General features: G+C 38.3%; 16 protein-coding genes, 1 tRNA gene and 1 pseudogene. 11 read left to right on the top strand and 7 right to left on the bottom strand.

Translation table 11 applies throughout. The features are described 5' to 3' along the window. The coding region (locus tag EYS08_RS26090) for a hypothetical protein (RefSeq protein WP_208745889.1) at positions 1-197 on the bottom strand (197 nt) is incomplete at its 3' end. Positions 198-370: 173 nt separating this feature from the next. Then, entirely contained in the window at positions 371-1,387 is a 1,017-nt protein-coding gene (locus tag EYS08_RS17285) for a LacI family DNA-binding transcriptional regulator (protein ID WP_131031200.1), read from the bottom strand. A gap of 349 nt (positions 1,388-1,736) precedes the next feature. Here EYS08_RS17285 and EYS08_RS17280 point away from each other — a divergent pair, with 349 nt between their 5' ends. From EYS08_RS17280 to EYS08_RS17245, 8 genes are all read left to right on the top strand, one after another. Beyond that, entirely contained in the window at positions 1,737-3,566 is a 1,830-nt protein-coding gene (locus EYS08_RS17280) for a glycoside hydrolase family 2 protein (protein ID WP_131031199.1), read from the top strand. Positions 3,567-3,654: 88 nt separating this feature from the next. Next, positions 3,655-4,479: an SDR family oxidoreductase gene (locus EYS08_RS17275; RefSeq protein ID WP_131031198.1), complete on the top strand. Its 825-nt coding sequence runs from the start codon at positions 3,655-3,657 to the stop codon at positions 4,477-4,479. 53 nt (positions 4,480-4,532) lie between these two features. Next, positions 4,533-5,702 (top strand): mannonate dehydratase, encoded by a 1,170-nt coding sequence (uxuA, locus tag EYS08_RS17270; RefSeq protein WP_131031197.1) that lies wholly within the window; start codon positions 4,533-4,535, stop codon positions 5,700-5,702. 276 nt (positions 5,703-5,978) lie between these two features. Further along, a complete protein-coding gene (locus tag EYS08_RS17265) occupies positions 5,979-6,212 on the top strand; it encodes a hypothetical protein (RefSeq protein ID WP_131031196.1) in 234 nt (77 codons plus the stop codon). Positions 6,213-6,442: 230 nt separating this feature from the next. Beyond that, a tRNA-Arg gene (locus EYS08_RS17260) sits at positions 6,443-6,516 on the top strand. A gap of 159 nt (positions 6,517-6,675) precedes the next feature. Continuing rightward, entirely contained in the window at positions 6,676-7,374 is a 699-nt protein-coding gene (locus EYS08_RS17255; RefSeq protein WP_131031195.1) for a DUF1826 domain-containing protein, read from the top strand. A gap of 233 nt (positions 7,375-7,607) precedes the next feature. Next, on the top strand, positions 7,608-10,424 hold the full coding sequence (locus EYS08_RS17250) for a TIM-barrel domain-containing protein (RefSeq protein ID WP_131031194.1): 2,817 nt from the start codon (positions 7,608-7,610) through the stop codon (positions 10,422-10,424). 49 nt (positions 10,425-10,473) lie between these two features. After that, positions 10,474-12,672, top strand: coding sequence for a beta-glucosidase family protein (locus EYS08_RS17245; protein ID WP_131031193.1), 2,199 nt, complete (start codon positions 10,474-10,476; stop codon positions 12,670-12,672). A 110-nt stretch (positions 12,673-12,782) separates the two neighbouring features. Here the strand turns inward: EYS08_RS17245 and EYS08_RS17240 are convergent, their stop codons facing one another. The 4 genes and pseudogenes from EYS08_RS17240 to EYS08_RS17230 form a co-directional block, all read right to left on the bottom strand. After that, positions 12,783-13,361, bottom strand: coding sequence for a hypothetical protein (locus EYS08_RS17240; RefSeq protein WP_131031192.1), 579 nt, complete (start codon positions 13,359-13,361; stop codon positions 12,783-12,785). Positions 13,362-13,530: 169 nt separating this feature from the next. Continuing rightward, on the bottom strand, positions 13,531-14,430 hold the full coding sequence (locus tag EYS08_RS17235; RefSeq protein WP_131031191.1) for a phytanoyl-CoA dioxygenase family protein: 900 nt from the start codon (positions 14,428-14,430) through the stop codon (positions 13,531-13,533). Positions 14,431-14,730: 300 nt separating this feature from the next. Next, positions 14,731-14,814, bottom strand: a pseudogene (locus tag EYS08_RS26675) (SnoaL-like domain-containing protein); the annotation flags it as partial. A 501-nt stretch (positions 14,815-15,315) separates the two neighbouring features. Continuing rightward, entirely contained in the window at positions 15,316-16,005 is a 690-nt protein-coding gene (locus tag EYS08_RS17230) for a phosphonatase-like hydrolase (protein WP_208745887.1), read from the bottom strand. 933 nt (positions 16,006-16,938) lie between these two features. Here EYS08_RS17230 and EYS08_RS17225 point away from each other — a divergent pair. Next, positions 16,939-17,583, top strand: coding sequence for a hypothetical protein (locus EYS08_RS17225; RefSeq protein ID WP_131031190.1), 645 nt, complete (start codon positions 16,939-16,941; stop codon positions 17,581-17,583). A 2-nt stretch (positions 17,584-17,585) separates the two neighbouring features. Here the strand turns inward: EYS08_RS17225 and EYS08_RS17220 are convergent, their stop codons facing one another. Further along, on the bottom strand, positions 17,586-18,044 hold the full coding sequence (locus tag EYS08_RS17220; RefSeq protein ID WP_029274701.1) for a MaoC family dehydratase: 459 nt from the start codon (positions 18,042-18,044) through the stop codon (positions 17,586-17,588). A 384-nt stretch (positions 18,045-18,428) separates the two neighbouring features. Between EYS08_RS17220 and EYS08_RS17215 the strand changes: the two genes are divergently transcribed. After that, positions 18,429-20,819, top strand: coding sequence for an ABC transporter permease (locus EYS08_RS17215; RefSeq protein ID WP_131031189.1), 2,391 nt, complete (start codon positions 18,429-18,431; stop codon positions 20,817-20,819). 576 nt (positions 20,820-21,395) lie between these two features. Next, positions 21,396-23,786, top strand: a complete 2,391-nt coding sequence (locus EYS08_RS17210; RefSeq protein WP_131031188.1) for a TonB-dependent receptor — start codon at positions 21,396-21,398, stop codon at positions 23,784-23,786. Positions 23,787-23,903: the final 117 nt, after the last annotated feature.

Below are 23,903 nucleotides of genomic sequence, written 5' to 3'. Positions count from 1 at the left end.
AAAGCCCATTGACTGAATGTGTTTTGTATTTGAGAACAGCTTAACACAAAGCCCATAACAAAATCCATCGGAGAAATCTTCTTTGCACTGCGCTGAAGAAAACCACTGCTTCGAGCTATAGTATCAATGGTTGATCCATTAAAAAAAATATCAAATCTTTTCTTTATTTTAGAGTTGAAAAAGCGGCTTGTAGACATTGTCAAATGTGTTTAGAACTACAAGTTGCTTTTTCCCTTTTAAATAATAATCACAGACTTTTCAACCTTTGTCAATATCATTAACTTGACGCTAATGCGAACATTCGGGACAGCATGACGATCGAGTGAATACAACGTTGCGCACAAAACGCCAAACACCTCCCGCCAAACGCTTACCCATGTACTATCAACTTACAATCCACCATTACTTTCTGGTAATTATGAATATCAATTTCTTTGTTGATCAATTGTATCAATAGTTTAATTGCATTTTCGCCTACTGATTCTGGGTTTTCTTCAATTGAGGCAATAGGTGGTGAATCGAGATAACTGATAAAAGAGGTGTTCCCGAATCCTACGTATTCAATTTTGTCAAAGTCAGGGTGGTTTATCGATTTCAGGTATTTCATCGCATCGAACATAATAGGTTCTTTAAAAGCCACGAGCGCAGTAGGCATATTTTCTGGGTTGGCAAATAAATTCTTAATTGCTGAGATTGTATTTTCTTTGTCGAAATCGGTATAAGCAACCAATTCTGATGAAAAAGGAACCTGATTATCATTTAAAGCATTGATGTAGCCATTAAAGCGTTCGTGCGTAAAATTAATCATTTTTGGACCGCCCAAATAAGCAATTTTTTTGTGCCCCCTGTCTATTAAAAACTTTGTAGCCTGATAACAGCCCTGAAAAGTATTGCCCAAAACTTTATGGCAACTTAAGTTAAAACTCGGGTTTCGGGTATAATATACTACCGGAATGCCCATGTTTTCGAACTGGTCTAAATGCGCAAAATCCTGTGTGTGTTTTGAAATGGCCACAATCAAACCATCAACCCGGCTCCGCAACAACATATTTGCAGATTGGATTTCTTTTTTCAGGTCATCGTGAGATTGGCTGATGATTACATTATATCCGTTTTGTGTGGCAAATTGCTCTACACCATAAATACTTCTGGTAAAAAAATGATCTAAAAGATTGGGTAAGATAATACCAATAATGTGCGATTTCTTTTCCTTTAAATTAATAGCTGATTTATTGGGCGTAAAATGCAGATCGCGGGCCATTTCCTGAACACGTTGTTTCGTGTACTCATTTATGGTTGGGTAGTTATTAAGGGCTTTTGATACTGTTGATACTGACATCTTTAACTTCTCAGCCAAGAATTTTAGTGTAACAGGGGTATTATTCATTATCTTTTCCAATCTCCATGCATAGTTAAGAAAAAAACGCAATTATTTCAAACGTTTGAAATGTTGTTTCAGTGGAATTTGTTACGTTTTGGCCTATTTTAAAACGTTTAATTTTTTAAGCTTTTCTAAATTCGTGATCACTAGCACAAACTACCCAAATAAACATGATGAAATCATTACTTGCTGTCAGCCAATCCTGTCAAAAATTTAACTTATGCTTTTGGAGCAAATTGCTCGTTATTAATGAAAAACTAAATTTTGCTCAAATTTAGGAGGGCAGTGGAAACACCGTCTGTTAATTAATTGTTAGTTTTGAAACGATCAATTAATTAATATTAAAACTTAAGTTATGCTAAAAACAACCTATAGCGTATTTTTAATCTGCTTATCGCTCCTTTCATCAATCAGTTACGGTCAGGTTACCGCTATACAAAACATTCAGGGCCGGAAAATCCAGAGCCTTAATGGTAAATGGAATTATATTGTTGATCCTTACGAAAACGGTTATTACGATTATCGTCACGATCCATTCGATCAGTCGAAAACCGGAACCGGAGGTTATTACGATGATAAAATTCAGAAAGATAAGTCAGAGCTGATTGAGTATGATTTCGATCATTCACCTCAAATGAATGTTCCTGGCGATTGGAACTCGCAATCAGAAAAATTAGAACTTTACGAAGGCAATGTGTGGCTGCGCAAAAAGTTTGATGCAAAACCAGAAAAGGGGAAAAAATACTTCGTGTATTTCGGTGCAGTAAATTACGAAGCCCATGTTTACCTCAACGGTAAAAAACTGGGTGTACACAAAGGTGGTTTTACGCCTTTCCAGTTCGATGTAACCAATAACTTAAAAGTTGGCGAAAATTCCATTGTGCTTAAAGTTGATAATATCCGCAAACAGGATGAAATTCCAACTGTAAATACCGATTGGTGGAACTATGGGGGCATTACACGGGATGTTTACTTGGCTGAATTTCCTGAACATTTTATCAGTGATTATAAACTTCAGCTCGTTAAAGGAAGCAATAACTTATTGAATTTTTCGGTAAAACTTGCTGATGCAACCGCTGGACAGGAAATTACGCTTTCTATTCCAGAGCTGAAGCTCGAAAAGAAATACAAAACAGATAGCGAAGGTAAAATTGTAGATGAGTTTATCTGGAACAATTTAAGTTTATGGTCGCCGGAAACGCCAAAATTATATGCAGTAAATATTAAAACCGATAAAGAAAATATCAACGATAAAATTGGTTTCAGAACCATTCAGGTTGATGGCGATAGCATTCTGTTAAACGGTAAATCTGTTTTTTTAAGAGGAATCTCACTACATGACGAAAACCCGCTTATAGCTGGTCGTTTACGTTCAGAAGGCGACATGCGCATGATGTTGCAATGGGCAAAAGATATGAACTGTAACTACGTTCGCCTTGCACATTATCCGCATAACGAAGAAATGATTCGCCTTGCCGATGAAATGGGGCTATTGGTTTGGGCTGAAGTTCCTGTTTACTGGACCATCAGCTGGACAAATCCGGCAACCTATGCCAACGCAAAAAAACAATTGACTGATTTAATCGTACGCGATAAAAACAGGGCAAGTGTAATCGTCTGGTCTATTGGTAACGAAACGCCGTTAAGCGATGCCCGTTTGAGTTTTATGAGCAATTTGGCAGAAACTGCCCGCTCTTTGGATGATACCCGTTTAGTGGCTGCTGCTTTAGAAGTACACCGTGAAGGAAATAATATCATTTTAAACGATCCCCTGGGCGAAAAAATCGATCTGGTAAGTTTTAATGAATATGCTGGCTGGTACTGGGGAGGTAATCCATCCGAAATTACCAAATACAATTTCGATATTAAATATAAAAAACCTGTGGTAGTTACTGAGTTTGGTGGCGATGCTTTGGGCGGTTTCCACGCCGATGAAAATACACGTTGGAGCGAAGAATACCAAGAGGCATTGTACAAAAATCAGATCACTATGTTAAGCAAAATTGGCGCTTTACGGGGCATGACACCATGGATTTTAACCGATTTCAGATCACCAAGAAGACAACACCCTATTTATCAGAATTTCTGGAACCGTAAAGGCTTGATCAGCGAAACAGGTAAGAAAAAGAAAGCCTTCTTCGTGCTGAAAGATTTTTATGACCAGATGCAGGTCAAATACAAATAAAATATGAACAGCTTACAGAAACTAGTTTTGCTCCTAAAATAATGCTTTCGATGGCGCTGTTAAATAAACTTAAAAAAGAACTAAACAAATGGTAAAAGAAGTAGAAAGCCTGTTTTCGCTGAAAAACAAGGTTGTAGTCGTTACAGGTGCTACAGGCGTTTTGGGCGAGGCTTTTGTAAATGGATTATGCGCAGCTGGTGCTGTAATCGTTGTTATAGGAAGAAATGAAGACGCTGCAAAGCAAAGGGTTGCTGATGTAACAAACGCAGGAGGAAAAGCTATTTATATTATTGCTGATGTATTGGATGAGCAGAATCTGCTTAATGCGAATGAAATCATTATCAAAGAATTTGGCCGCATAGATGCGCTGATTAATGCAGCAGGTGGAAATGTGGCGGAAGCTGTTATTCAGCCCGGAAGTGATATTTTTGATCTTAATATTTCAGCCCTAAAACAAGCATTTGACCTCAATTTATTTGGAACTATTTTGCCTACACAGATTTTCGGTAAAGAAATCGCGAAAAATGGGGGTAGTATTGTAAATATTTCATCAGTTTCTGCTAACCAGGCCATTACACGCGTATTGGGTTACTCATTGGCCAAAACATCTATAGATTGTTATACCAAATGGATGGCTGTTGAATTAGCCAATCGTTATCAGGATAAAATCAGGATAAATGCCATTGTACCCGGCTTTTTTATTACTAACCAGAACAGGGCATTATTAACCAATGAAGATGGTTCTTTAACGGCAAGAGGGCAGGCCATCATCTCTAAAACACCATTTAAACGGTTTGGAGCGCCAGAAGAATTGATTGGCGCTTTAGTATATTTGCTAAGTGATGCCTCTAAATTTGTAAATGGACAGAATGTTACAGTGGATGGGGGATTTACAGCATTTTCTGGCGTTTAGATATCAATATATCCACATAATCAGTGTAATCTTAATCTGTGCAATCAAATACAATGAAGTATAAAAAATTAGAACAAACCTGGCGTTGGTATGGTCCGAACGATCCAGTTAGCCTACAAGATGTTAAACAAGCAGGTGCTACAGGCGTTGTAACCGCACTGCATCATATTCCACATGGTGAAGTTTGGCCATTAAATGATATTCAGGAAAGAAAAGCCATTATCGAGGCAGCAGGTTTAACCTGGTCGGTAGTAGAAAGTGTTCCTGTGCACGAAGCGATTAAAACGCGTAGGGCAGATGCAGGGCAGTATATCGAAAATTATAAAACCTCTTTGCGTAACCTATCGGCCTGCGGAATTAAGACTGTGTGCTACAACTTTATGCCGGTTTTAGATTGGACACGTACACAATTGGATCTGGAAATGACCGATGGATCGAAGGCCCTTTATTTTAACTGGATCGATCTGGCCATTTTTGATCTTTATATTTTAAAGAGAGAGGGAGCAGAAGCAGATTATTCGCAATCTATTTTAGATAGGGCTGCAGTTAAATATGCTACTTTAACACCACAAGATTTAGTTGATCTTCGCTTAAATGTATTAATGGGTATCCCAACCGAAAAAGAAATCGAGCTGGAGACTTTGCGCAATAGCATTAATGAATATAAAGCCATTGGAACACAAGGCTTAAAAGAAAATTTGAAATTTTTCTTGTCATCTATTGCTGAGGTTTGTACAGAAGAAGGCATTAAAATGACCATCCATCCTGACGATCCTCCTTATGCTATTTTAGGTTTGCCAAGAATTGCGAGTACGCTCGAAGATTTTAATTATATTATTAAAGAAGTAGATCAGGCTTTTAACGGTGTTTGTTTCTGTACAGGCTCTTTAGGTGCCGGAATGGGGAATAATGCTTTAGAAATCTTCAATGCAGTTAAAGAACGTGTTTATTTTGCGCATTTGCGTAACGTTAAAAAAGATGAGGACGGGAGTTTTTACGAAGCAGATCATTTAGGTGGTGATGTGAACATGTACGAAATCATGAAAGCCTTATCAGAAGAAAATGCATTACGTGATAAATCAATTCCTTTCCGCCCAGATCATGGCCACCAAATGTTGGATGATTTGGCTAAAGAAACCAACCCAGGTTATTCGGCTATAGGCAGATTAAGAGGTTTGGCCGAATTAAGAGGCTTAGAAATAGGCGTTACAGGGAATTACTAAACAAGTTTCCTAGAGAATAAATTCGCTTTGTCATCCTGTCCAAAGGACTCCTGTTGAGAGCGTAGTCGAAGGATCTTTTAGCGTTAATTTACCACATATGCGCACAGATAAACACTGTTTTATTTGTGCGCATTTTTTATAATAGCTGGGCTTGCACCTGCCTTTTGCCAACCGCCAAACCCTTATCGCCGATCCTTATTATCCACAAATACACACCAATTCCCGAAATTTTAACTCACCTTTGCTTGTGGCTTGAAATTTGAGTCTCTTAAAATTATGGAAAACAGCAATAACCCCAAGAAGAAGATCTTAACGCCTTCTGTTGTACATGATGATTTACCTGAGGTTAAGAAGCCTGAGCATTTACGGAAGGTGCCGCTAAATCACGATAGTGGATTGCCCGAAAATCCTGAAAGAAATTATCACCATGAAGAATTAAAGAGTGCAACTGCCAGTCACGACAAAATTCGGCATGCCGATGATGATATTTGGAACGGAGAAGACGCGTAATTCAGATTCGATCATGTTTTTTGGATAATCGCTCTGTGCTTTTGGTACAGAATAGGGTGAAAAACAACGTTTTTTATGGGTTAAAGTCAAATTTATTCCGCCTGAATTTAATTTTAATTGCTTCGTTCTTAATTACTTATTTGGAATGTGAAAAGCAGCCTCTAAATAGTTTAAAATATATTTTTACATATTAAATAGAACTTCTATATTTGCAGCTCATTAAAAAATGAGCCTCGGTAGCTCAGCTGGATAGAGCGTCGGTTTTCTAAACCGAGGGTCAGGGGTTCGAGTCCCTTCCGGGGTACATAAAGACATGTTTGTCAAAGATTCAGAGGATTGTTCGATTTCGAGCAATCCTTTTTTGTTGGTACTCAGTAGATGGGAAAGCGTTCGGTTTTTCAATTATCCGCTCAGCTATTCCTTACTTTTGCAGGCAATAACGGCTAAATAGCTTAATTAATCAATGGATAATAGATTTTCTAACAGCAAACAAGTTGCGGTGGTTTCCACTTTTTCTCATCTTTTAAATATGAATTTTAAGGGAGATATAAACGCAGTTTGCTGGCAGCGAAACCTGGTTGGCGACTTTAAGGAAATTGTATCCAAACTTGAACTGAAAGCTGATCTCACGGAAGTTTTTATGGAAGATCTCCACGCGCTTAAGCTATCGGAACAAGGTAATATGGCAAGGGAAGTTATCTCAAGTGATTTTCAGTTGTTGGCAGATTCCGGAGCATCACCTTCGCTCAATTTAATCAAAAGTTATCAGCGGGATGAGGAACTCGGTTTCATTTCAACAGATGTATATTCATTCCATGTAGACCGTTCGCCCATCGGTACGGATACTTTTTTATGTACTTATTATGGTGCGGCCAGTGAAATCTTAGCTAATCATCAGGCTGAACAAAAAATCCTGGTCCCTGAGATCCGGCAAAAGCTCAAAGAGTTACATAACGGCCCGGAATCTGAATTTGAAAATTTTTTGATGGAGCATTATTTTGACCTGCATTACCAGGCCAAAGTTGGTGCAAGGCCCATTAATTTGGGATTGGGTCATTTATGGAGGTTGGCAGTAGATTATCCTGATAAACAGGTTTTACCATGCGTGCACCGGGCACCCAATGAAAAAGATGGTGAATGTAGATTGCTTCTGATCTGCTAAAATTAAATTTTTTAATATAATCCCATTAATCTGTTGTTAATCAGATAGGTTATGCTGGTTTAGTTATTTGCCAGGCAATCTTTCTGTTTAAAAAACACCCCTCGAAAAGTTTCGTAGTTAACATTTCTGCTTACTAATTTAACATTACTGCTCTGTGGTCATGATATGGCACTGTAGTTTTGCATCATAAAAACATACCACCATATTCTAACCAATTAATTCTTTGTTCCGTTATGAAACGATTCTCTTTCTTTGTTATATTTTTATTTGTTGCTGGGAGATTGCTTGCCGCTGAAGCTGTTGAGACGCTGGAGAATGGGATGAAGGTCCACCCAAAGGGAGGAGCTGCCAAAACTATTGAAATAAATGTGATCAACAGCCGTATTGTTAGGGTGCAGGCTTCACCCGAAAGCACTATTCCTCAGGTTACAAGCCTTTGCGTAATAGCCGGATTGACTCCGACTGTGCCTTTCAAAGTAACAGAAAATGCAGAATTTGCCCAACTTTCTACCCAGGAACTTACCGTAAAGGTTTCCCTTGTTACAGGTAAGGTTTCATTTACCGATAAATTTGGGAAAGTAGTGCTGCAGGAAGCAAAAAGAAGCTTTAGCCCTATTAATGTCGAAAACGATAAAGGATATACCATGCAACAGGTCTTCTCGGGTACTCCAGGCGAGGCCATCTATGGGCTCGGGCAGCATCAGTCTGACGATTTTAACTATAAACATAAAAGCGAAGACCTCTTCCAGTACAATACGAAAGTGGCTGTGCCATTCATCATGTCTACAAACAACTATGGTGTATTGTGGGATAACTATTCGCAGAGCAAATACGGCGATCCCCGAGATTATAAAGACCTGAACCAGTTTACCCTCTTTAATAAACAAGGCAAAAAAGGTTTTCTTACCGCTACATATAATCAAAAAAATAACGCGCCTATTATCCGCCAGGAGTCGGCAATCGACTACGAAAACCTCACAACTGTGAAGAAATTTCCTGCAGATTTTAATTTTAACAACGGTTCTGTAGTCTGGGAAGGAGAAATCCTTGCCAACCAAACTGATATTTACAAGTTTAGCCTCTATTATGCAGGTTATACCAAAGTATGGCTTGATGGAAAATTGGTAGTACCAGAGCGTTGGAGAACTTCATGGAATCCGAATACTTATAGGTTTCCTTTCTCGCTAACAAAGGGAAAACGCACCAAAATAAAACTGGAGTGGAAACCCGATGGAGGCGTTTCGTATGTTGGTCTTAAAGCACTTTCATCATCCCCGATAGAAAAAAATGGCAATATATCCTTTTGGTCAGAAATGGGCGATAAGATGGATTATTATTTCGTGGCCGGTAAAAACATGGACGATGTAATCAGTGGTTACCGCACACTGACCGGCAAGGCAAGCATTATGCCCAAATGGGCAATGGGTTTTTGGCAGAGCCGTGAGCGTTACAAAACCCAGGATGAACTATTAAATGTGGTAAGTGAATACCGGAAGCGTAAGATTCCGCTTGATAACATTGTGCTTGATTGGAATTATTGGCCAGAAAATGCTTGGGGAAGCCACCAGTTTGACCTGAAACGGTTTCCTGATGCTAAAGGAATGGTAGACTCCGTGCATAAAGAAAATGCAAATATCATGATATCGGTATGGCCAAAATTCTATGCTACAACAGATCATTTTAAACAATTTAAGCAAAAAGGATGGATGTATATGCAGGCGGTGCAGGATAGTGTACGCGATTGGATCGGTCCGGGTTATGTAGGATCTTTCTACGATGCATATAGCCCCGATGCGCAAAAACTTTTTTGGAAACAGATGAAAGAAAACCTTTACGTAAAGGGATTCGATGCCTGGTGGATGGATGCTTCTGAGCCCAATATTCGTGATTGTACCGATATGGAATACCGCAAGAAACTGTGTGGGCCTACTGCTCTGGGTTCTTCTACAAAATATTTTAATGCATATGCACTGATGAACGCCAACGCTATTTATAACGGGCAGCGTGAAACGGATAATAACAAGCGGGTATTTCTATTAACGCGATCTGGTTTTGCGGGTTTACAAAGGTATTCTACCGCTACATGGAGTGGCGATATCGCATCAAGATGGGAAGACTTAAAAGCACAGATTCCTGCTGGGCTTAATTTTGCGATGTCGGGCATTCCGTTCTGGACAATGGATATTGGTGGCTTCTGTGTGGAGAAACGTTATGGAGATGGCCAGCTTATTTTTGACGAGACAGGCAATGAGAATGCAGACCTGAAAGAATGGCGTGAATTAAATTTGCGTTGGTTCCAGTTTGGGGCATTTTGTCCGCTGTTCCGTAGTCATGGCCAGTTTCCTTACCGCGAAATCTATAACATTGCTCCAGAAGGCCATCCGGTTTACAAAAGTCTGGTTTATTACGATGAACTACGCTACCGCTTAATGCCTTACATCTATTCGTTGGCAGGAATGGCGTATCATAAAGATTATACACTAATGAGATCGCTCGCAATGGATTATACTGCCGATAAACAAACTTACGGCGTGAGTGATCAGTTCCTTTTGGGCTCAGGCTTAATGGTTTGTCCTGTTTATAGTTACAAAGCACGTAGCCGCGAAGTTTATTTCCCATCAGGAAACAGATGGTATGATTTCTATACAGGCAAGCAGATTGAAGGCGGCCAAAAGTTGAATATAGAAGCACCGCTTGAGCGTATTCCTCTTTTTGTTCCTGCAGGTACTATTTTGCCTGTGGGTGATGTGATGCAATATACATCAGAAAAGAAAGCTGATGATATTGAGATCAGGGTTTACAAAGGTAAAGATGGCAAGTTCAGTTTATACGAAGACGAGGGAAACAACTATAATTACGAAAAGGGTGCATTTTCAACGATCAATTTTGAATATAATCATGCTAACGGCACGCTAACAATCGGCGATCGCGAGGGGACTTACGAAGGGATGTTAAGCAAGCGGATTTTTCGTGTAGTTGCCATCGGTAATTCAACAGCGCCGGCTAAAGTTGTGCAATACAATGGTGCTAAAATGGTGGTAAAACTCTAATAAGGTTGATTAATAAACAATAGAAACAGAACTCAAAAGAATATAATAAATGAAATCGATATTTTTAACTGTAGTAGCAGCAGGAGCCTGGTTAATGGTTAGTGCGCAACAAAAGCTGCCAGTTTACCTTGATATAAATAAACCCATAGAAGAGCGGGTTGAAAATGCACTTTCAGCAATGACCACCGAAGAAAAAGTGTCACTTTGTTATGCCCAGTCTAAGTTTAGTTCGAAAGGTGTGCCCCGGTTAGGAATCCCTGAGGTTTGGACCGATGACGGGCCTCATGGCATCCGTGAGGAAGTTTTGTGGGATGAATGGGGCGGGGCCAACTGGACAAACGATTCTTGTACAGCCTTTCCGGCACTTACCTGTCTGTCAGCTTCTTTTAATCCTAAATTATCGCTGCTTTATGGCAAGTCAATCGGAGAAGAAGCGCGTTACCGCAATAAAACGGTGTTATTAGGCCCTGGCGTAAACATTTACCGTACACCATTAAACGGGCGTAATTTCGAATATCTGGGTGAAGATCCTTATCTCAGTTCGCGTATGGTAGTGCCTTATATTCAAGGCGTTCAATCCATTGGCGTAGCGGCATGCGTAAAACATTTTGCACTGAATAACCAGGAAGAATGGCGTGGGCACATCAATGTTGATCTAAGCGACCGTGCATTATATGAAATTTATTTACCTGCTTTTAAGGCCGCAGTGCAAGAAGGAAAAGCATGGTCGATTATGGGGGCTTACAATCAATTTAGAGGTGAACATTGTTGCCACAATGACCTGCTTCTGAATAAAATATTAAAAAAAGACTGGGAATTTGATGGCGTGGTGATTAGCGACTGGGGAGGTGTACATAGTACCGATCAGGCGGTTAACAACGGGCTGGATCTGGAAATGGGTACTTACACCGATGGTTTAACAACAAAGGGAAAGTTTCCTTACTCAGAATACTATCTGGCCAATCCATTCCTTAAAGGCATTAAAGAAGGGAAATATGATATCGCTTTGCTTAACGATAAAGCCCGCCGAATATTACGTTTGATTTTCCGTACAACCATGAGCGCCAACCGCCCGTTTGGCCGTTTTGTGTCTCCCGAACACAGTGAAGCTGCACGTAAAATTGCTCAGGAAGGAATTGTGCTTTTAAAGAATGATAAACAGTTTTTTCCTGTTACAAACGGTAAATTCAAAAAGATTGCTGTTATCGGTGAAAATGCCGATCGCAGTCTGGTAATCGGCGGTGGATCATCATCACTGAAGGTGGCTTATGAAAAATCGCCATTGGATGGATTGATTGCTAAATATGGGAAAGATCATGTGGTATACAGTCTTGGATATGCTTCAGGGCCATCAATGTACGGACGTGAAGAACCATCCAAGCTAAATGCTGATTCTTTGATGGATGCGGCGATCGAAGTTGCTAAACATGCCGACGTTGTATTCTTTATCGGAGGACTGAATAAAAATCACTTTCAGGATTGCGAAGGTGGCGACCGTAAATCGCTAAGCCTTCCTTTCGGTCAGGATAAACTGATTGATGCTTTATTGAAAGTAAATAAAAACACAGCTGTAGTGCTGCTTAGCGGCAATGCCGTGTCAATGCCTTGGGTAGATAAGGTGCCAGCTATTATTCAGGGATGGTATCTTGGTTCAGAGGCTGGATCTGCATTGGCTGATGTTATTTCGGGCGAGGTAAACCCTTCTGGTAAGCTGCCATTCTCTTTTCCAAAAAAGCTGGAAGATAACGGTGCACACTTTTATGGTAAAATTTCCTATCCCGGAGACAGTATTAACCAATATTACAAGGAAGATATTTTGGTCGGTTACCGTTGGTTTGATACAAAAAAAATAGTGCCTCAATACGCCTTCGGATACGGCCTTTCTTACACCAGTTTTAATTTAGGCGTTCTTTCTGCAGATAAATCGGCTTATAGTAAAAACGATATCATCAGAGTCAGATTCACTGTTAAGAACACAGGAGCACGCTATGGCGCTGAGGTTGCTCAGTTGTATGTGAACGATCCTGTTTGCAGTGTTCCGCGCCCTCTAAAAGAGCTCAAAGCCTTTGAAAAAGTATTCCTGCAACCTGGGGAAACGAAAGTTGTAGAAATGGATGTAAAAGTGGCAGATCTCGCCTTCTATGATGAAAGTAAAAAGGATTGGAACGTTGAACCTGGAGACTTTATCCTGCAGCTTGGAAATTCATCAAATAATATTTCCCAGAAACTGAAGATAACTGTTAAATAGCCGGCAAAGAAGAATGCAAAATAAAACAGCATTATTTGTGGAGAAATGCCCTTGCACAAGCTAGGGCATTTCTTTTTAGTTTCAATTTTTAATATGCTACTATAGTTACTTTATCTAAATATTTTTTGGACGGCCAGTTGAACCTTAGCTGCGTCATTTTCGATAGTTTTTTTGATGGACCCGTCAAATGAAGGAGGGAAACCTGCTGTAACAGAGATCAGCTGCGTATGATTGGTCACAGTAAGCTCAAAGGCATGACTTCCGAACTTAAATTTGCTTTTTATTTTGTCTGCCTGTTTTTCAATTGCCTTAGAAAATTCATAGCTATTGCTAATCTCGTCAAAATGATCCTTTACTGCATGGAAGATCAGGTGTGTTTCTACATCCAATTCGTTGATGATCACCCTGGCATTCAACAGCTCTTGTGCAATTTTTCCTTCAGTTCCTGTCTGTAGGTTCTTCAAAGAGGGAAGCAGGTCTTCACTGAAGATGATATCCTTAGGGTCGTTAATGAAAATTGTTGAGGGGTTACCATTTTCATCCGATCGCTGTTGGAGGTATATCGTGTCATTGCCGTCCTTAAGCTCTACGCTAGCTGGAGCAATATATTCTGTTTTGATGTCGGTTATGGTGTTTTTAATGAGCTTAACAACATATGCCAACACCGGGTAATCTGTAATATCGTTCATTGTTTTTTTTACAAATGTACGGCTTCGTTGAAGTGATATAAAGTGTGCAGGGGAAACGAATTGATAGTTTTATTGTAAAGTGATCAACAAGAGGTAATTAATTTTTTTTCTTTGCACAGATTGTTTAGATTTAAGTCACAGTTACCTCCATATTTAAACCATCATCTGATCAACTTAATGACATTAGGCTATCCGGAGAAAATATCAGTGGAAAAAACTGCCCTTCCATTTTATGCCCTGCCATGATAGGCGCTACTCCTTTAAGTAAGGCCTCGTCGGTATTCGATTCGGTACCATCAGTAAATACATTTAAAACGAAAGCGCTTCTTGAACGTGGTGATTTATTTTGGAACGAGCCATGAACCATCAAAGGATGGTGAAACGTAGCATATCCCTTTTTAAGTTCGATAGGAACAGGATTAAATTCTGCCTTTTGCGCTTCAGTTAAATACTGCATTAAACCTTCCATATCCCCAGCTAAATCTGGTTTATCTAACAAGCCCCAGTTATGGCTTTTAGGTACATAGTATAAACAACCGTTTTCTGTAGTTGCATCATCTAATCCAACCCAGCAGGTTAAATGTTGCATGGGGCCGGTGCGTGTCCAATAAGAATAATCCTGGTGCCAGGCTACAACCCCTCCATGTTTTGCTGGTTTACAGAACAACTGATCGTGCCAGAAACGTACACCTTTATTGCCTAAAATTTGACTGGCCGCCATCACGAAAGCCGGATTCCATATTACATCATGGAAGCTTTCGGTAATGCGCCAGGCACCTAAAGCATGAAATAATACTGAATTGGGATCTGCAGATTCATTACTGTGAAACTCATGAAACAGCCCGTTTAACGGGTGTGCAGGATCTACAATTTCTGCTAATTCTTTGTTCAACCGCTCAACCTGCCATTCCTCCAGTAATTTCACATCACTTACGTATCCATACGTTTTAAAAAAATCAAGTTGCTCGTTGCTGAGCTTGTACTGTTCCCACTCAGAAGCTTTTGTAGGCCATTTAAATAGGTCGGAAATGAGTTGATGTTTTTTTGAAAGGTCTTGCTGATTGGGCATTGTCATCAATTTTATACTTTTTATGGTTAGAAATTGCTCATTTATTTAAAGGTAATAAAACATTTTCCTTCATAGAACAGGCAAGGCAAATTTGATTCTAATTATTTTTTGCCCGATAAGCGGCATTTTACGATTTAATGAGCTAATGTAGTGTAACCAATTTCAGATAACAAGTGATAAACATTTAACACTGAATTAATAATCGGTCATTAGTTTTGCGGTATAAATATTTGGTTAGTATTTATAAGTTTAGGTTAGTTGATTATAAAAGCCCAGATGGATGTCTGGGCTTTTTATATTTTAACCCATGCGATAGAAAAAATCGTCGGCTACGATTTTTCCGTCTTTAACTTCATAAACACAGATTTCACTCATGGTCATTCTTCCATGGGCTTTATAACATTGTCAGCGTAAAGTTCAGTTCATCAATGGCTTGTTCGTGTTTGCATTCACGGCAAAGCTGCACCAGTTTGTCAGCTACTTCCTAAATATTCGTATGCTATATATGTGGTGATGTAAGTTATGAGATAAACCACCTTCTGACGAATATTCTGGGCATTGCCAATGAGGTTGGTCATTACCAGATCAGTTTTTTCGACATCACCATGACCTTTGAAACGATAGAATCGCCAAATGAGCTGATAATAGAACTTAATATGGCGCTTTTTTCTTCAATAACAGAATAAGAATAATTGGTAGGTTACACTCCAATGTTTAAAAAAGAACCGTTCTAGCCTGGATAGATAATTTGAATTTACAGAAGGCTTCTAGTATTAAACTGGAAGCCTTTTGCAACTAATCTATTTTCGTTTGTTTTTCACTAAACACTAAACACTAAACACTAAAGAAGTCAATAGTTTATGCGAATAGTAACTGTCAAATTATTTAGTTCTGTTTGGTTACCATAACCAGGATCTCCATTAAATTGTCTATTACTGCGTCAGGTTTAGCTTCTTCCAGTTGTTTTTGTGTATGTGCGCCTGTGGTAATACCAATGCTTAGGCCGCAACCTGCATTTTTGCCTTCTTCAATATCAATACTTGAATCTCCAACTTTAACAACCGATTTGCTATCGGTAAGACCATGGTGTCTCATTGCCAATAAAATCATATCAGGTTCAGGTCTGTTTTGGCTAACTTCCGAAGCAGTAACGAGTGTATCGAATTCGGTACCAGCCTTCCAGCCCAGTTTGCTCAGTATAGCCTCTGCAGTAACCCTGTCATAACCAGTATTAAGCACCGAAATTATTCCTTCTTTACGAAGTTTTTCAAAAAGTTCAATCGAACCTGGTTGAGGCAAAATTTCCTCAGTTTCATATGCCAGTTTCAGTTTGCCAATAAATTCTTCGTATATATCAAATACCATAGCTTCATCAAAAGAACCTTCGTAAGTTTTAAGTACCGATCTGATTGCTCCTTTCTTTTCCTTTCCGGCTGCAACAGCAAGGACCTGATTAAGGGTATAGGAAAAACCAGCGGCATTTATTGCATTCATTAGCGTTTTGTAAACTAGGTTGTTTTCGTTCACTGTAGTGCCAGCCATATCGAATACTACCATTTTAATTTCAGGGTACATTTGCTTTCTATTAAATTAGATAAATTAATTTTTGAACTTCGGTGTCAAATATACTGTCAGTAATTTTGCTAAACAAATGTTTAGTAATAGTTAACATTTAGATTAACATTTGTTTACTTTAGCTAAACATTAAAAATCATTTTTGTATTATTATATAGTCGTTAAGAAAGGGTGGAGCAGATTAGCCAGATTTCATTAATAGAAAAAGGTAAATATGAAAAATGCAACTCTAATTAGTTGGGCATTTACTTTGCTCAAAGAAAGTATTCAGAAAAGCTACTTAGCTTAAGCGGTTAACGGGATGTTAATTGTCAAATCGAAAATATCAAAATTAAGTGGATCATCTTGTGCATTCGTCAGTTCGATAGACCGTTAGTAGTTCTAAATTAAATGTGCGAAAAAAAAGCGAAGGCACGGCTGCTTATGCAGATTTGGTTTGTTTGAGAATAGAATATTTTACGTGGATCATTAAAATGATCTCTGGTTTTTTAGATCTTGATCATGCGATAATCAGTATGGTTTGTTTTAAATTATAAAGCTTAATATAAAAATGTTGTTCGTTTCTAAAATGATGCACTTCTATTTTTTTTATCCGTCCCGAATATGATTCGTATGTAATATAATCACCCTCCTGGAGCGTTTGAAGCTCAGCACGGCTGGTCCATCTTTGTATTCTCATATTTGTGATAAACTGGCTCCTATAACAGGACCAACATTAAGGATTGCTGAAAGAGAGCGTCCTTTTTAACGGGATTTTCACCCCGTTATTTGTCAGTATAGCTTTTATTTACTCACATAGAAACATAATATAATTACTGGTAAGAACATACTTTTCTACGGCAAAGCTTAAAAAAATGTAAAGCAAATTGTCCATCAATTGTGAAGTGCAATAAACCGCTAATTCTATAATTTGCATTTGATTAATTGTTGGACATGAAAAATATAAATCTGCCTTTTTTAGGTTTTAGTTTATTTATTTGTTTTAGCTGTAACTCAATTCAGAGTTTGACGGCTTCTCATGCCATGGGTACAACTGCTGAGCAAATAAAGGATAGTGAAAGAATAGATGGCAACCAGTTAATTGATTCACTTTTAGCCGATCGGTTTAGTTACAACAAAGCGCTGATTGAAGATGGTTTTAATTCAAAAAAACAGCTTCCAAAACCCACAGCAATCATTAACAATTCTCCACTCAAAACCATATCGTTCAATGGGTTAAATTATTTAGTTAAGGATGATAAAGTTGTTGACATTAAAGGGCTTAAGCTATCTGCATCAGCGCTATCTATAATAACCGAAAAGTTAGCAAGCTTAGATCAGATTCAGCAGTATTGTTGCGAAAAAATAAACCTGGAATACCAACAGAAAAATCGCGATATAAACGCCATAAAAACGCTGGATCGTCAGTATTTTGCAGCACTGAATACCTTAAAAAATATTACTTCAAGCATAGCAACCCAAGTCAGAAAACGAAATGCATCTATATCGATAGAGATGTCGCTAGCTAAAATCAAGCTACCCGGTATCAAGAATCCCGGTATGAAAACTAAGCGTAATTATGTAGCCAAAATTGAATGATATCAGATGAAGTGATACAAGAATACTACATCACCCACATATGCTGGTTTGGGTTGGTCTTTAATTACAAGCGTAGCTTGAATCGTAACTTTAGTTATTCCCCTCAAATTGCTAATGCAATTTAATTTTGCTTTCAGTTGCACTTCACTATCCACTAAAACTGCCTGACCAAATTTAAAACGTTCAATGCCATAATTGATTTCCATTTTAATATTACGTACATCCGCAATCTGCTTCCATAAATATGGAATTAAGGATAAGGTTAAATACCCATGAGCTATTGTTGCCTTAAATGGCCCTTCATTTTTAGCTTTTTCCGGATCGGTGTGTATCCATTGATGATCTAAGGTTGCATCGGCAAATTTATTAATCTGTTCTTGATCTATGGTATGCCATTGCGAAACACCTAGTTCTTTACCTAGATGCGATTCATACTCTTCAAAATTATTAATCACCAACATATATTCTTTTTATAGGATTATTACTGTTTACAACTCCTTTAGATACAACAATCATTCAGGTATTATAGTTTCATTCACTCTTTTGTATTCAATTATAATCATAATAACGGTGTATTTGCAGGATATGATTGAAAATATTCAAAAGATTTTTCTGTCCATTTTGCGTTGATTTGTGAACAGCAGTTGCAGGTTCTTTATAATCAGCTAGATATCGATTGTTAGGCTATTTTGAGAATTTATATATTGCTGTTAAAATTATTGTCCGCTTGCGTACAGTATTGTTCGTTTCTGAACAGTAATTGTATTTTATTTGCCTTTTCCTCGTTTTAAACCGCATATTTATATTTGGCATAAGAATAGACCTGTTTGCGTAAATTTAAGCCTATGTTCAGATTAAACTTGAAAATTGCCTTTAGAAATCTGATTAGAAACAGATCGTATACCATGATTAATATTCTTGGTCTATCTATTGGGATGACCAGTTGCATTTTGATCTTTGTATTTATCAGGTTTCAATTGAGTTACGATACCCACTTTAAAAATGCAGATCGGATATATAGATTTGTAACCGATTGGAAATACAATAATTTTGATGATTATTCTGCAGGTGTGCCCATACCATTTGCTCCTGCAGCTAAACAAGAGTTGGAAGGAATAGAAAAAATTGCAAGAATTTCGCGCAATAGTGGTGTTGTGCTTGTACGCAATGGTGATGGTACCGAACATTTTAAAGCTGTAAAAGATGTATATTTTACAGAAGCTGATTTATTTGATATTCTACAGGTTAAATGGCTTTTTGGGAAAGCGACCCAATCGCTTTTAGAACCCAATACCACTGTTATTTCGGAGAAAACAGCTAAAGCTTTCTTTGGTTCTGCCCAACAGGCAATCGGTAAAAGTTTTACCTTTTGGAATTCCATCCAGCTAAGGGTAGTTGGGGTAATTGCCGATATGCCAAGCAGTAGTAGCATTCCGTTGGAGATCATGATCAGTTATCCTACGTTTTATGGCAACAAAAATCAGGATTGGGATTCGGTTAGTACTTACAACGAATGTTTTGTATTATTAAAACCAGGAGCTTCTATGGCTGTATTTGAGCAGTCACTAGAAAGGATGAACGATAAATATTTAAAACAAAAAAAGCTTGCGGGTAATCAGCGTAGCCACCTTCAGGCTTTATCTGATATTCACTTTAGCGAACGTTATGGTAACTTTGCTGAAACAAATATCACCAAAAAGGAGGTATATGGCTTGGCAATCATCGGTCTTTTTTTAATGCTTACTGCCTGCATCAATTTTATCAATCTTGCAACTGCGCAGTCGGTTAACCGGTCAAAAGAGGTTGGCGTACGTAAGGTTATGGGCGCAATGCGGTGGCAGCTCGTGTTTCAGTTTTTGGCTGAAACAACAACTATAACAGTTATTTCTGTGCTTTTGGCCTGTATCTTTTCAGAGTTGATGCTACCTTTTTTATCGCATCTTTTTAAGGGAGAGGTGTCATTATCTCTATTTACGGATCCTACGGTTTTTATCTTTTTGTTTTTTCTGGTTGTAGTGGTCAGCTTTGTGGCTGGATTTTATCCAGCAATGATTATTTCGGGCTTTAGTCCGGCTTTAGCCATTAAAAATAAAGTAAGCATCAAATCCGGGAATCTAAGTTTGAGAATGATATTGATTGTGATACAGTTTAGCATTACCATTGTACTTATTGTTGCCACGGTTGTCGTAATCAGGCAAATGCAATATGTAAGGGGAAAACCGCTCGGCTTTAAAAAAGATGCTGTTGTGCTGCTTGGTTTCCCAGGAGATAGTGCGAGCATGAGCCGTCAACAACTGTTCAGGGAGAAATTGCTTCATGTGCCAGGCGTAGAAAAACAAAGTTACTTTGTTAGACCACCACTTTCGGGTATGATGAACACCACAAATTTTTATGTTGATGGCAGGGAAAATAAAGATTTCGAGGTGCGTTTAAGCCCAAGTGATGAACATTATTTCGATCTCTTTGGACTCCAGTTTTTAACAGGGAAAGTTTATGCGAAAAGTGATACGGCGAATGCCTATATTGCAAATGAGACCTTTGTGAAAAAAATCGGCATTACCAATCCTCAGTTAGCACTTGGTAAAGTAATTTCCCAGAATGGAAGAACAGGGCCAATAGTTGGTGTGGTGAAAGATTTTAACGACCAATCGCTTAAAGAAAAAATATCGCCTATGGTTTTTTACCAGGAAAAAAGGCAATACTATAATATGGGATTAAAGCTGGATCCTAAACAGATCATTCAGACAATGAAAGAGATAGAAAACCTTTGGAAAAGCAGTTTTCCTAATGAAGTATACAATGCGAAATTTATAGATAGTGATATTGATAAATATTACGAATCAGAACGTATTACAGGTCTTTTGTTCAGGATATTTGCAGGTGTAATTATGTTTATTTCGTTTATAGGCCTTTTCGGACTGGTTTCTTTTGTTGCGGCACAGCGTACACGTGAAATGGCCATTAGGAAAGTGCTTGGCGCTACAACGTTAGAATTGGTGAAAATGCTCAATAGTTCCTTTATCAGGATGGTTTTTGTCGCTAATCTAATAGCATGGCCGTTAGCCTACATCCTGGCAAATAAGTGGTTGTCAGGTTTTGCATACCGTACTTCAATGGGGCTTTGGCCTTTTATGTTGGCTATGGCAACATCAATGGTGATAACACTAATTACCGTAAGTTTCAGATCTTACCGTGCGGCAAAAGCAAATGCAGTTGATGCGCTTAAATATGAATAGCTGGTATATATAATCAAGTCCTTGGTCACAAATGATCATTCTGTATAGTTTTATTCTCTGATTATTTGAAGACTGCGAGGAATCGTCCTTGAGAGAAGGCTTTTTCAGCCGACAAAGCAATCTTGCAACGATCGCTACCAGCGTGCGCATTAAGATTAATCATTTTTACATATGTTTTTAAAGGCATTCATGAGCTCAATCGTTCGGTTAGCTTCGTTACTCAATTACGATCTTTCTTAAGCGATCTGTCAACAGTAGCGTAATCGAAGGATCCACTCTGCGTAAATCTGCTAATCCGTGGAAGACATACGCTATAGTTTTCCGATAGATCAAAAAAAAGCACGAAACTGTAAGCATTCCATACCACCAATGGCCGTTAAAAAATACTTTTCGTCTTACGCTAAACGCTTATCTACCTCCGTCTTAAATATTATCTAAATATTTTATTTGATATATTTAAATTAAAATTTAGATTTGTCTAAAATTTTATTTAGATAAATCATTTTGTTTGTGAAACCCCTCTTACTATACTGCTTGTGTTTTTTTATATCGCTCAATGCCATTGCGCAAAAAGTTATGGTTAAAGGTTTGGTCACCTCCCAAAATGAACCAGTAGAAAACATCAACATTAAAATTTTAGGATCTAATGGATCCACTAAATCAAATGTTTCCGGGACCTATCAATTAGGTGGTATTCCATCCGGAAATTATGACCTCATTTTTTCGGGCATAGGTTATCAAACAAAAAGAATTAAGGTAACGCTAAAAGGAGATACGGTACTCGTTAATGCTGATTTGTTAAGCTTAGCATCTGATTTAGGAGATGTGGTAATTACAGGGGTTAACCGGGCTACACAGTTGCGTAAAAGCCCGGTGCCTATTGCAGTTCTCTCAAAAAAATCAATGGACCAAAATGTAAATACTAACCTGATCGAAGCCATTGTAAAGGGCGTTCCTGGCATTACAGCAGTTACCACAGGGCCAAATGTTTCTAAACCATTTATTAGAGGTTTGGGGTATAACCGTGTGTTAACTTTGTATGATGGTTTAAGGCAGGAAGGACAACAATGGGGCGATGAACATGGAATCGAGGTAGATGAATATAGTATTACCAGGGCCGAAGTAGTAAAAGGTCCGGCCAGCTTAACCTATGGTTCTGATGCACTAGCTGGGGTAATTAATATGATTCCTTATACACCGAATTTTGAAGATGGTAAGTTGAAAGGCGATTTTACTGCAAACTACCAAAGCAACAATGGTATGATCGGTTCTTCGCTTGGACTAGCCTACATTAAAAACGATTGGAAATATACATTCAGGGCGACAGGGAAAACAGCACATAATTACCAAAACAAAATTGATGGATTGGTTTACGGAACAGCTTTTAGAGAATATAATCTATCTGCCAGCGCCAGGGTAGATAAAGCCTGGGGATTTTCTAAAACAGCTATTACCTATTATGATAATCTGATGGAAATTCCTGATGGTAGCAGAGATTCTTTATCACGAAGATTTACCAGGCAGGTTTTGGATGACGGAGATGATATTAAAAACAGACCTATTGTGCCCGAAAATGATCTGAATACCTACTCCATTAATCCGTTACATCAGCACATTCAACATTACCGGTTTTATAACACCAGCCAGTTTAAATTTGGAACGAGTGACTTAAATTTACTGATTGGCGGACAGCAAAGTGTAAGGAGAGAATATAATCACCCAACATGGCCAAGTCAGGCCGGGCTTTATGTAGTATTAAACACTTTTAATTATGATCTTAAATACAACCTGCCCGATTTTGCCGGTATCGAAAGTACTATCGGGGTAAATGGCATGTACCAGGGAAACAGGAGCAAGGCTGCTACCGATTTTCCCATTCCCGATTATGATCTTTTCGATATCGGTGCTTTTTATTTCGCAAAGAAATCGATGGGTAAAATCGACGTTTCAGGGGGAATCAGGATAGACAGAAGGAATATACACTGGAGTGATTTTTATGTAGGTACCGATGCACAAACAGGTTTTGGTAAACAGGTGAGCTCGACTGATGCCACTGGAAAATTGCAATTCCCTTCTTTTGAGAAAAACTATTATGGCTTGTCAGGAAGTTTGGGTTTAACCTATAACATTTCAGAAAAACTGCTCATTAAAGCCAATATTGCCAGGGGATACCGTGCGCCGAACATTACAGAAATCGGTTCTAATGGATTAGATCCCGGTGCGCACATTGTGTATTTAGGCAACAGGACCTTTAAGCCAGAATTTAACCTTCAGGAAGATATTGGCATTATCGCTTACTTAAAAGATGCAGAAATAAGTATGGAACTGTTTAATAACAATATTCAGAACTACATTTATCAATCGCGCTTAACCGATGCCAACGGAAATCCAGTGGTTATAGTTCCTGGAAACCTAACTTATCAGTATCAGCAGTCGAAAGCAAGATTATATGGTGCAGAAATTTCGGTAAATCTACATCCTTCAGCTATAAAATGGTTAAGTTTCAGCAATAGTTTGGCTTATGTGGTAGGGTTGAACCAGAATCAGGAATTATTAAATAAACAGGGTAGGGAAGCTAAATACCTGCCCTTTATTCCGCCACTGCAGGTAAGAACGGAGATCAAAGCAACTGCACAAAAACCTATAGGTATTTTTGATAAGCCTTATATTAAAATTGATGCTGCTTTTTTTGCTGATCAGGATAGATTTTATGCTTTAGATAATACCGAAACCTTTACCGCAGGTTATACTTTAGTCAATGGGGGAATAGGGTCAACACTAAAAACTAAAAATGGAAAAACTTTATTCGATATTTTTCTTCAGGCCGATAATATTTTCAATATCGCCTACCAATCAAATTTAAACAGGTTGAAATATTTCGAATATTATAACAGCTCACCTAATGGCCGATCAGGAATTTACAATATGGGCAGGAACTTAAGTTTCAAAGTGATAATTCCAATTTAGGAATGAAAGAACTATAACAAGGTTGTAGTAATCATGTTTTAGGGGTTAATGTTTCGTTTAGAAAATGGGAGGTATTTATATCTTCCATTTTCTTTTTAACTACCAATTAAACCTTTT

Source organism: Pedobacter kyonggii, from assembly GCF_004310665.1.
In the GTDB taxonomy this organism is placed as follows: Bacteria; Bacteroidota; Bacteroidia; order Sphingobacteriales; family Sphingobacteriaceae; genus Pedobacter; species Pedobacter kyonggii.
Note: the sequence above shows the minus strand (reverse complement) of the source record. Positions and strands in the feature narration are given on the sequence as shown.

Coding starts and splice junctions, on each gene's coding strand:
- EYS08_RS17285 (WP_131031200.1), bottom strand. CDS start 1,387: ATGAATAATACCCCTGTTACACTAAAATTCTTGGCTGAGAAGTTAAAG.
- EYS08_RS17280 (WP_131031199.1), top strand. CDS start 1,737: ATGCTAAAAACAACCTATAGCGTATTTTTAATCTGCTTATCGCTCCTT.
- EYS08_RS17275 (WP_131031198.1), top strand. CDS start 3,655: ATGGTAAAAGAAGTAGAAAGCCTGTTTTCGCTGAAAAACAAGGTTGTA.
- uxuA (WP_131031197.1), top strand. CDS start 4,533: ATGAAGTATAAAAAATTAGAACAAACCTGGCGTTGGTATGGTCCGAAC.
- EYS08_RS17265 (WP_131031196.1), top strand. CDS start 5,979: ATGGAAAACAGCAATAACCCCAAGAAGAAGATCTTAACGCCTTCTGTT.
- EYS08_RS17255 (WP_131031195.1), top strand. CDS start 6,676: ATGGATAATAGATTTTCTAACAGCAAACAAGTTGCGGTGGTTTCCACT.
- EYS08_RS17250 (WP_131031194.1), top strand. CDS start 7,608: ATGAAACGATTCTCTTTCTTTGTTATATTTTTATTTGTTGCTGGGAGA.
- EYS08_RS17245 (WP_131031193.1), top strand. CDS start 10,474: ATGAAATCGATATTTTTAACTGTAGTAGCAGCAGGAGCCTGGTTAATG.
- EYS08_RS17240 (WP_131031192.1), bottom strand. CDS start 13,361: ATGAACGATATTACAGATTACCCGGTGTTGGCATATGTTGTTAAGCTC.
- EYS08_RS17235 (WP_131031191.1), bottom strand. CDS start 14,430: ATGCCCAATCAGCAAGACCTTTCAAAAAAACATCAACTCATTTCCGAC.
- EYS08_RS17230 (WP_208745887.1), bottom strand. CDS start 16,005: ATGTACCCTGAAATTAAAATGGTAGTATTCGATATGGCTGGCACTACA.
- EYS08_RS17225 (WP_131031190.1), top strand. CDS start 16,939: ATGAAAAATATAAATCTGCCTTTTTTAGGTTTTAGTTTATTTATTTGT.
- EYS08_RS17220 (WP_029274701.1), bottom strand. CDS start 18,044: ATGTTGGTGATTAATAATTTTGAAGAGTATGAATCGCATCTAGGTAAA.
- EYS08_RS17215 (WP_131031189.1), top strand. CDS start 18,429: ATGTTCAGATTAAACTTGAAAATTGCCTTTAGAAATCTGATTAGAAAC.
- EYS08_RS17210 (WP_131031188.1), top strand. CDS start 21,396: ATGGTTAAAGGTTTGGTCACCTCCCAAAATGAACCAGTAGAAAACATC.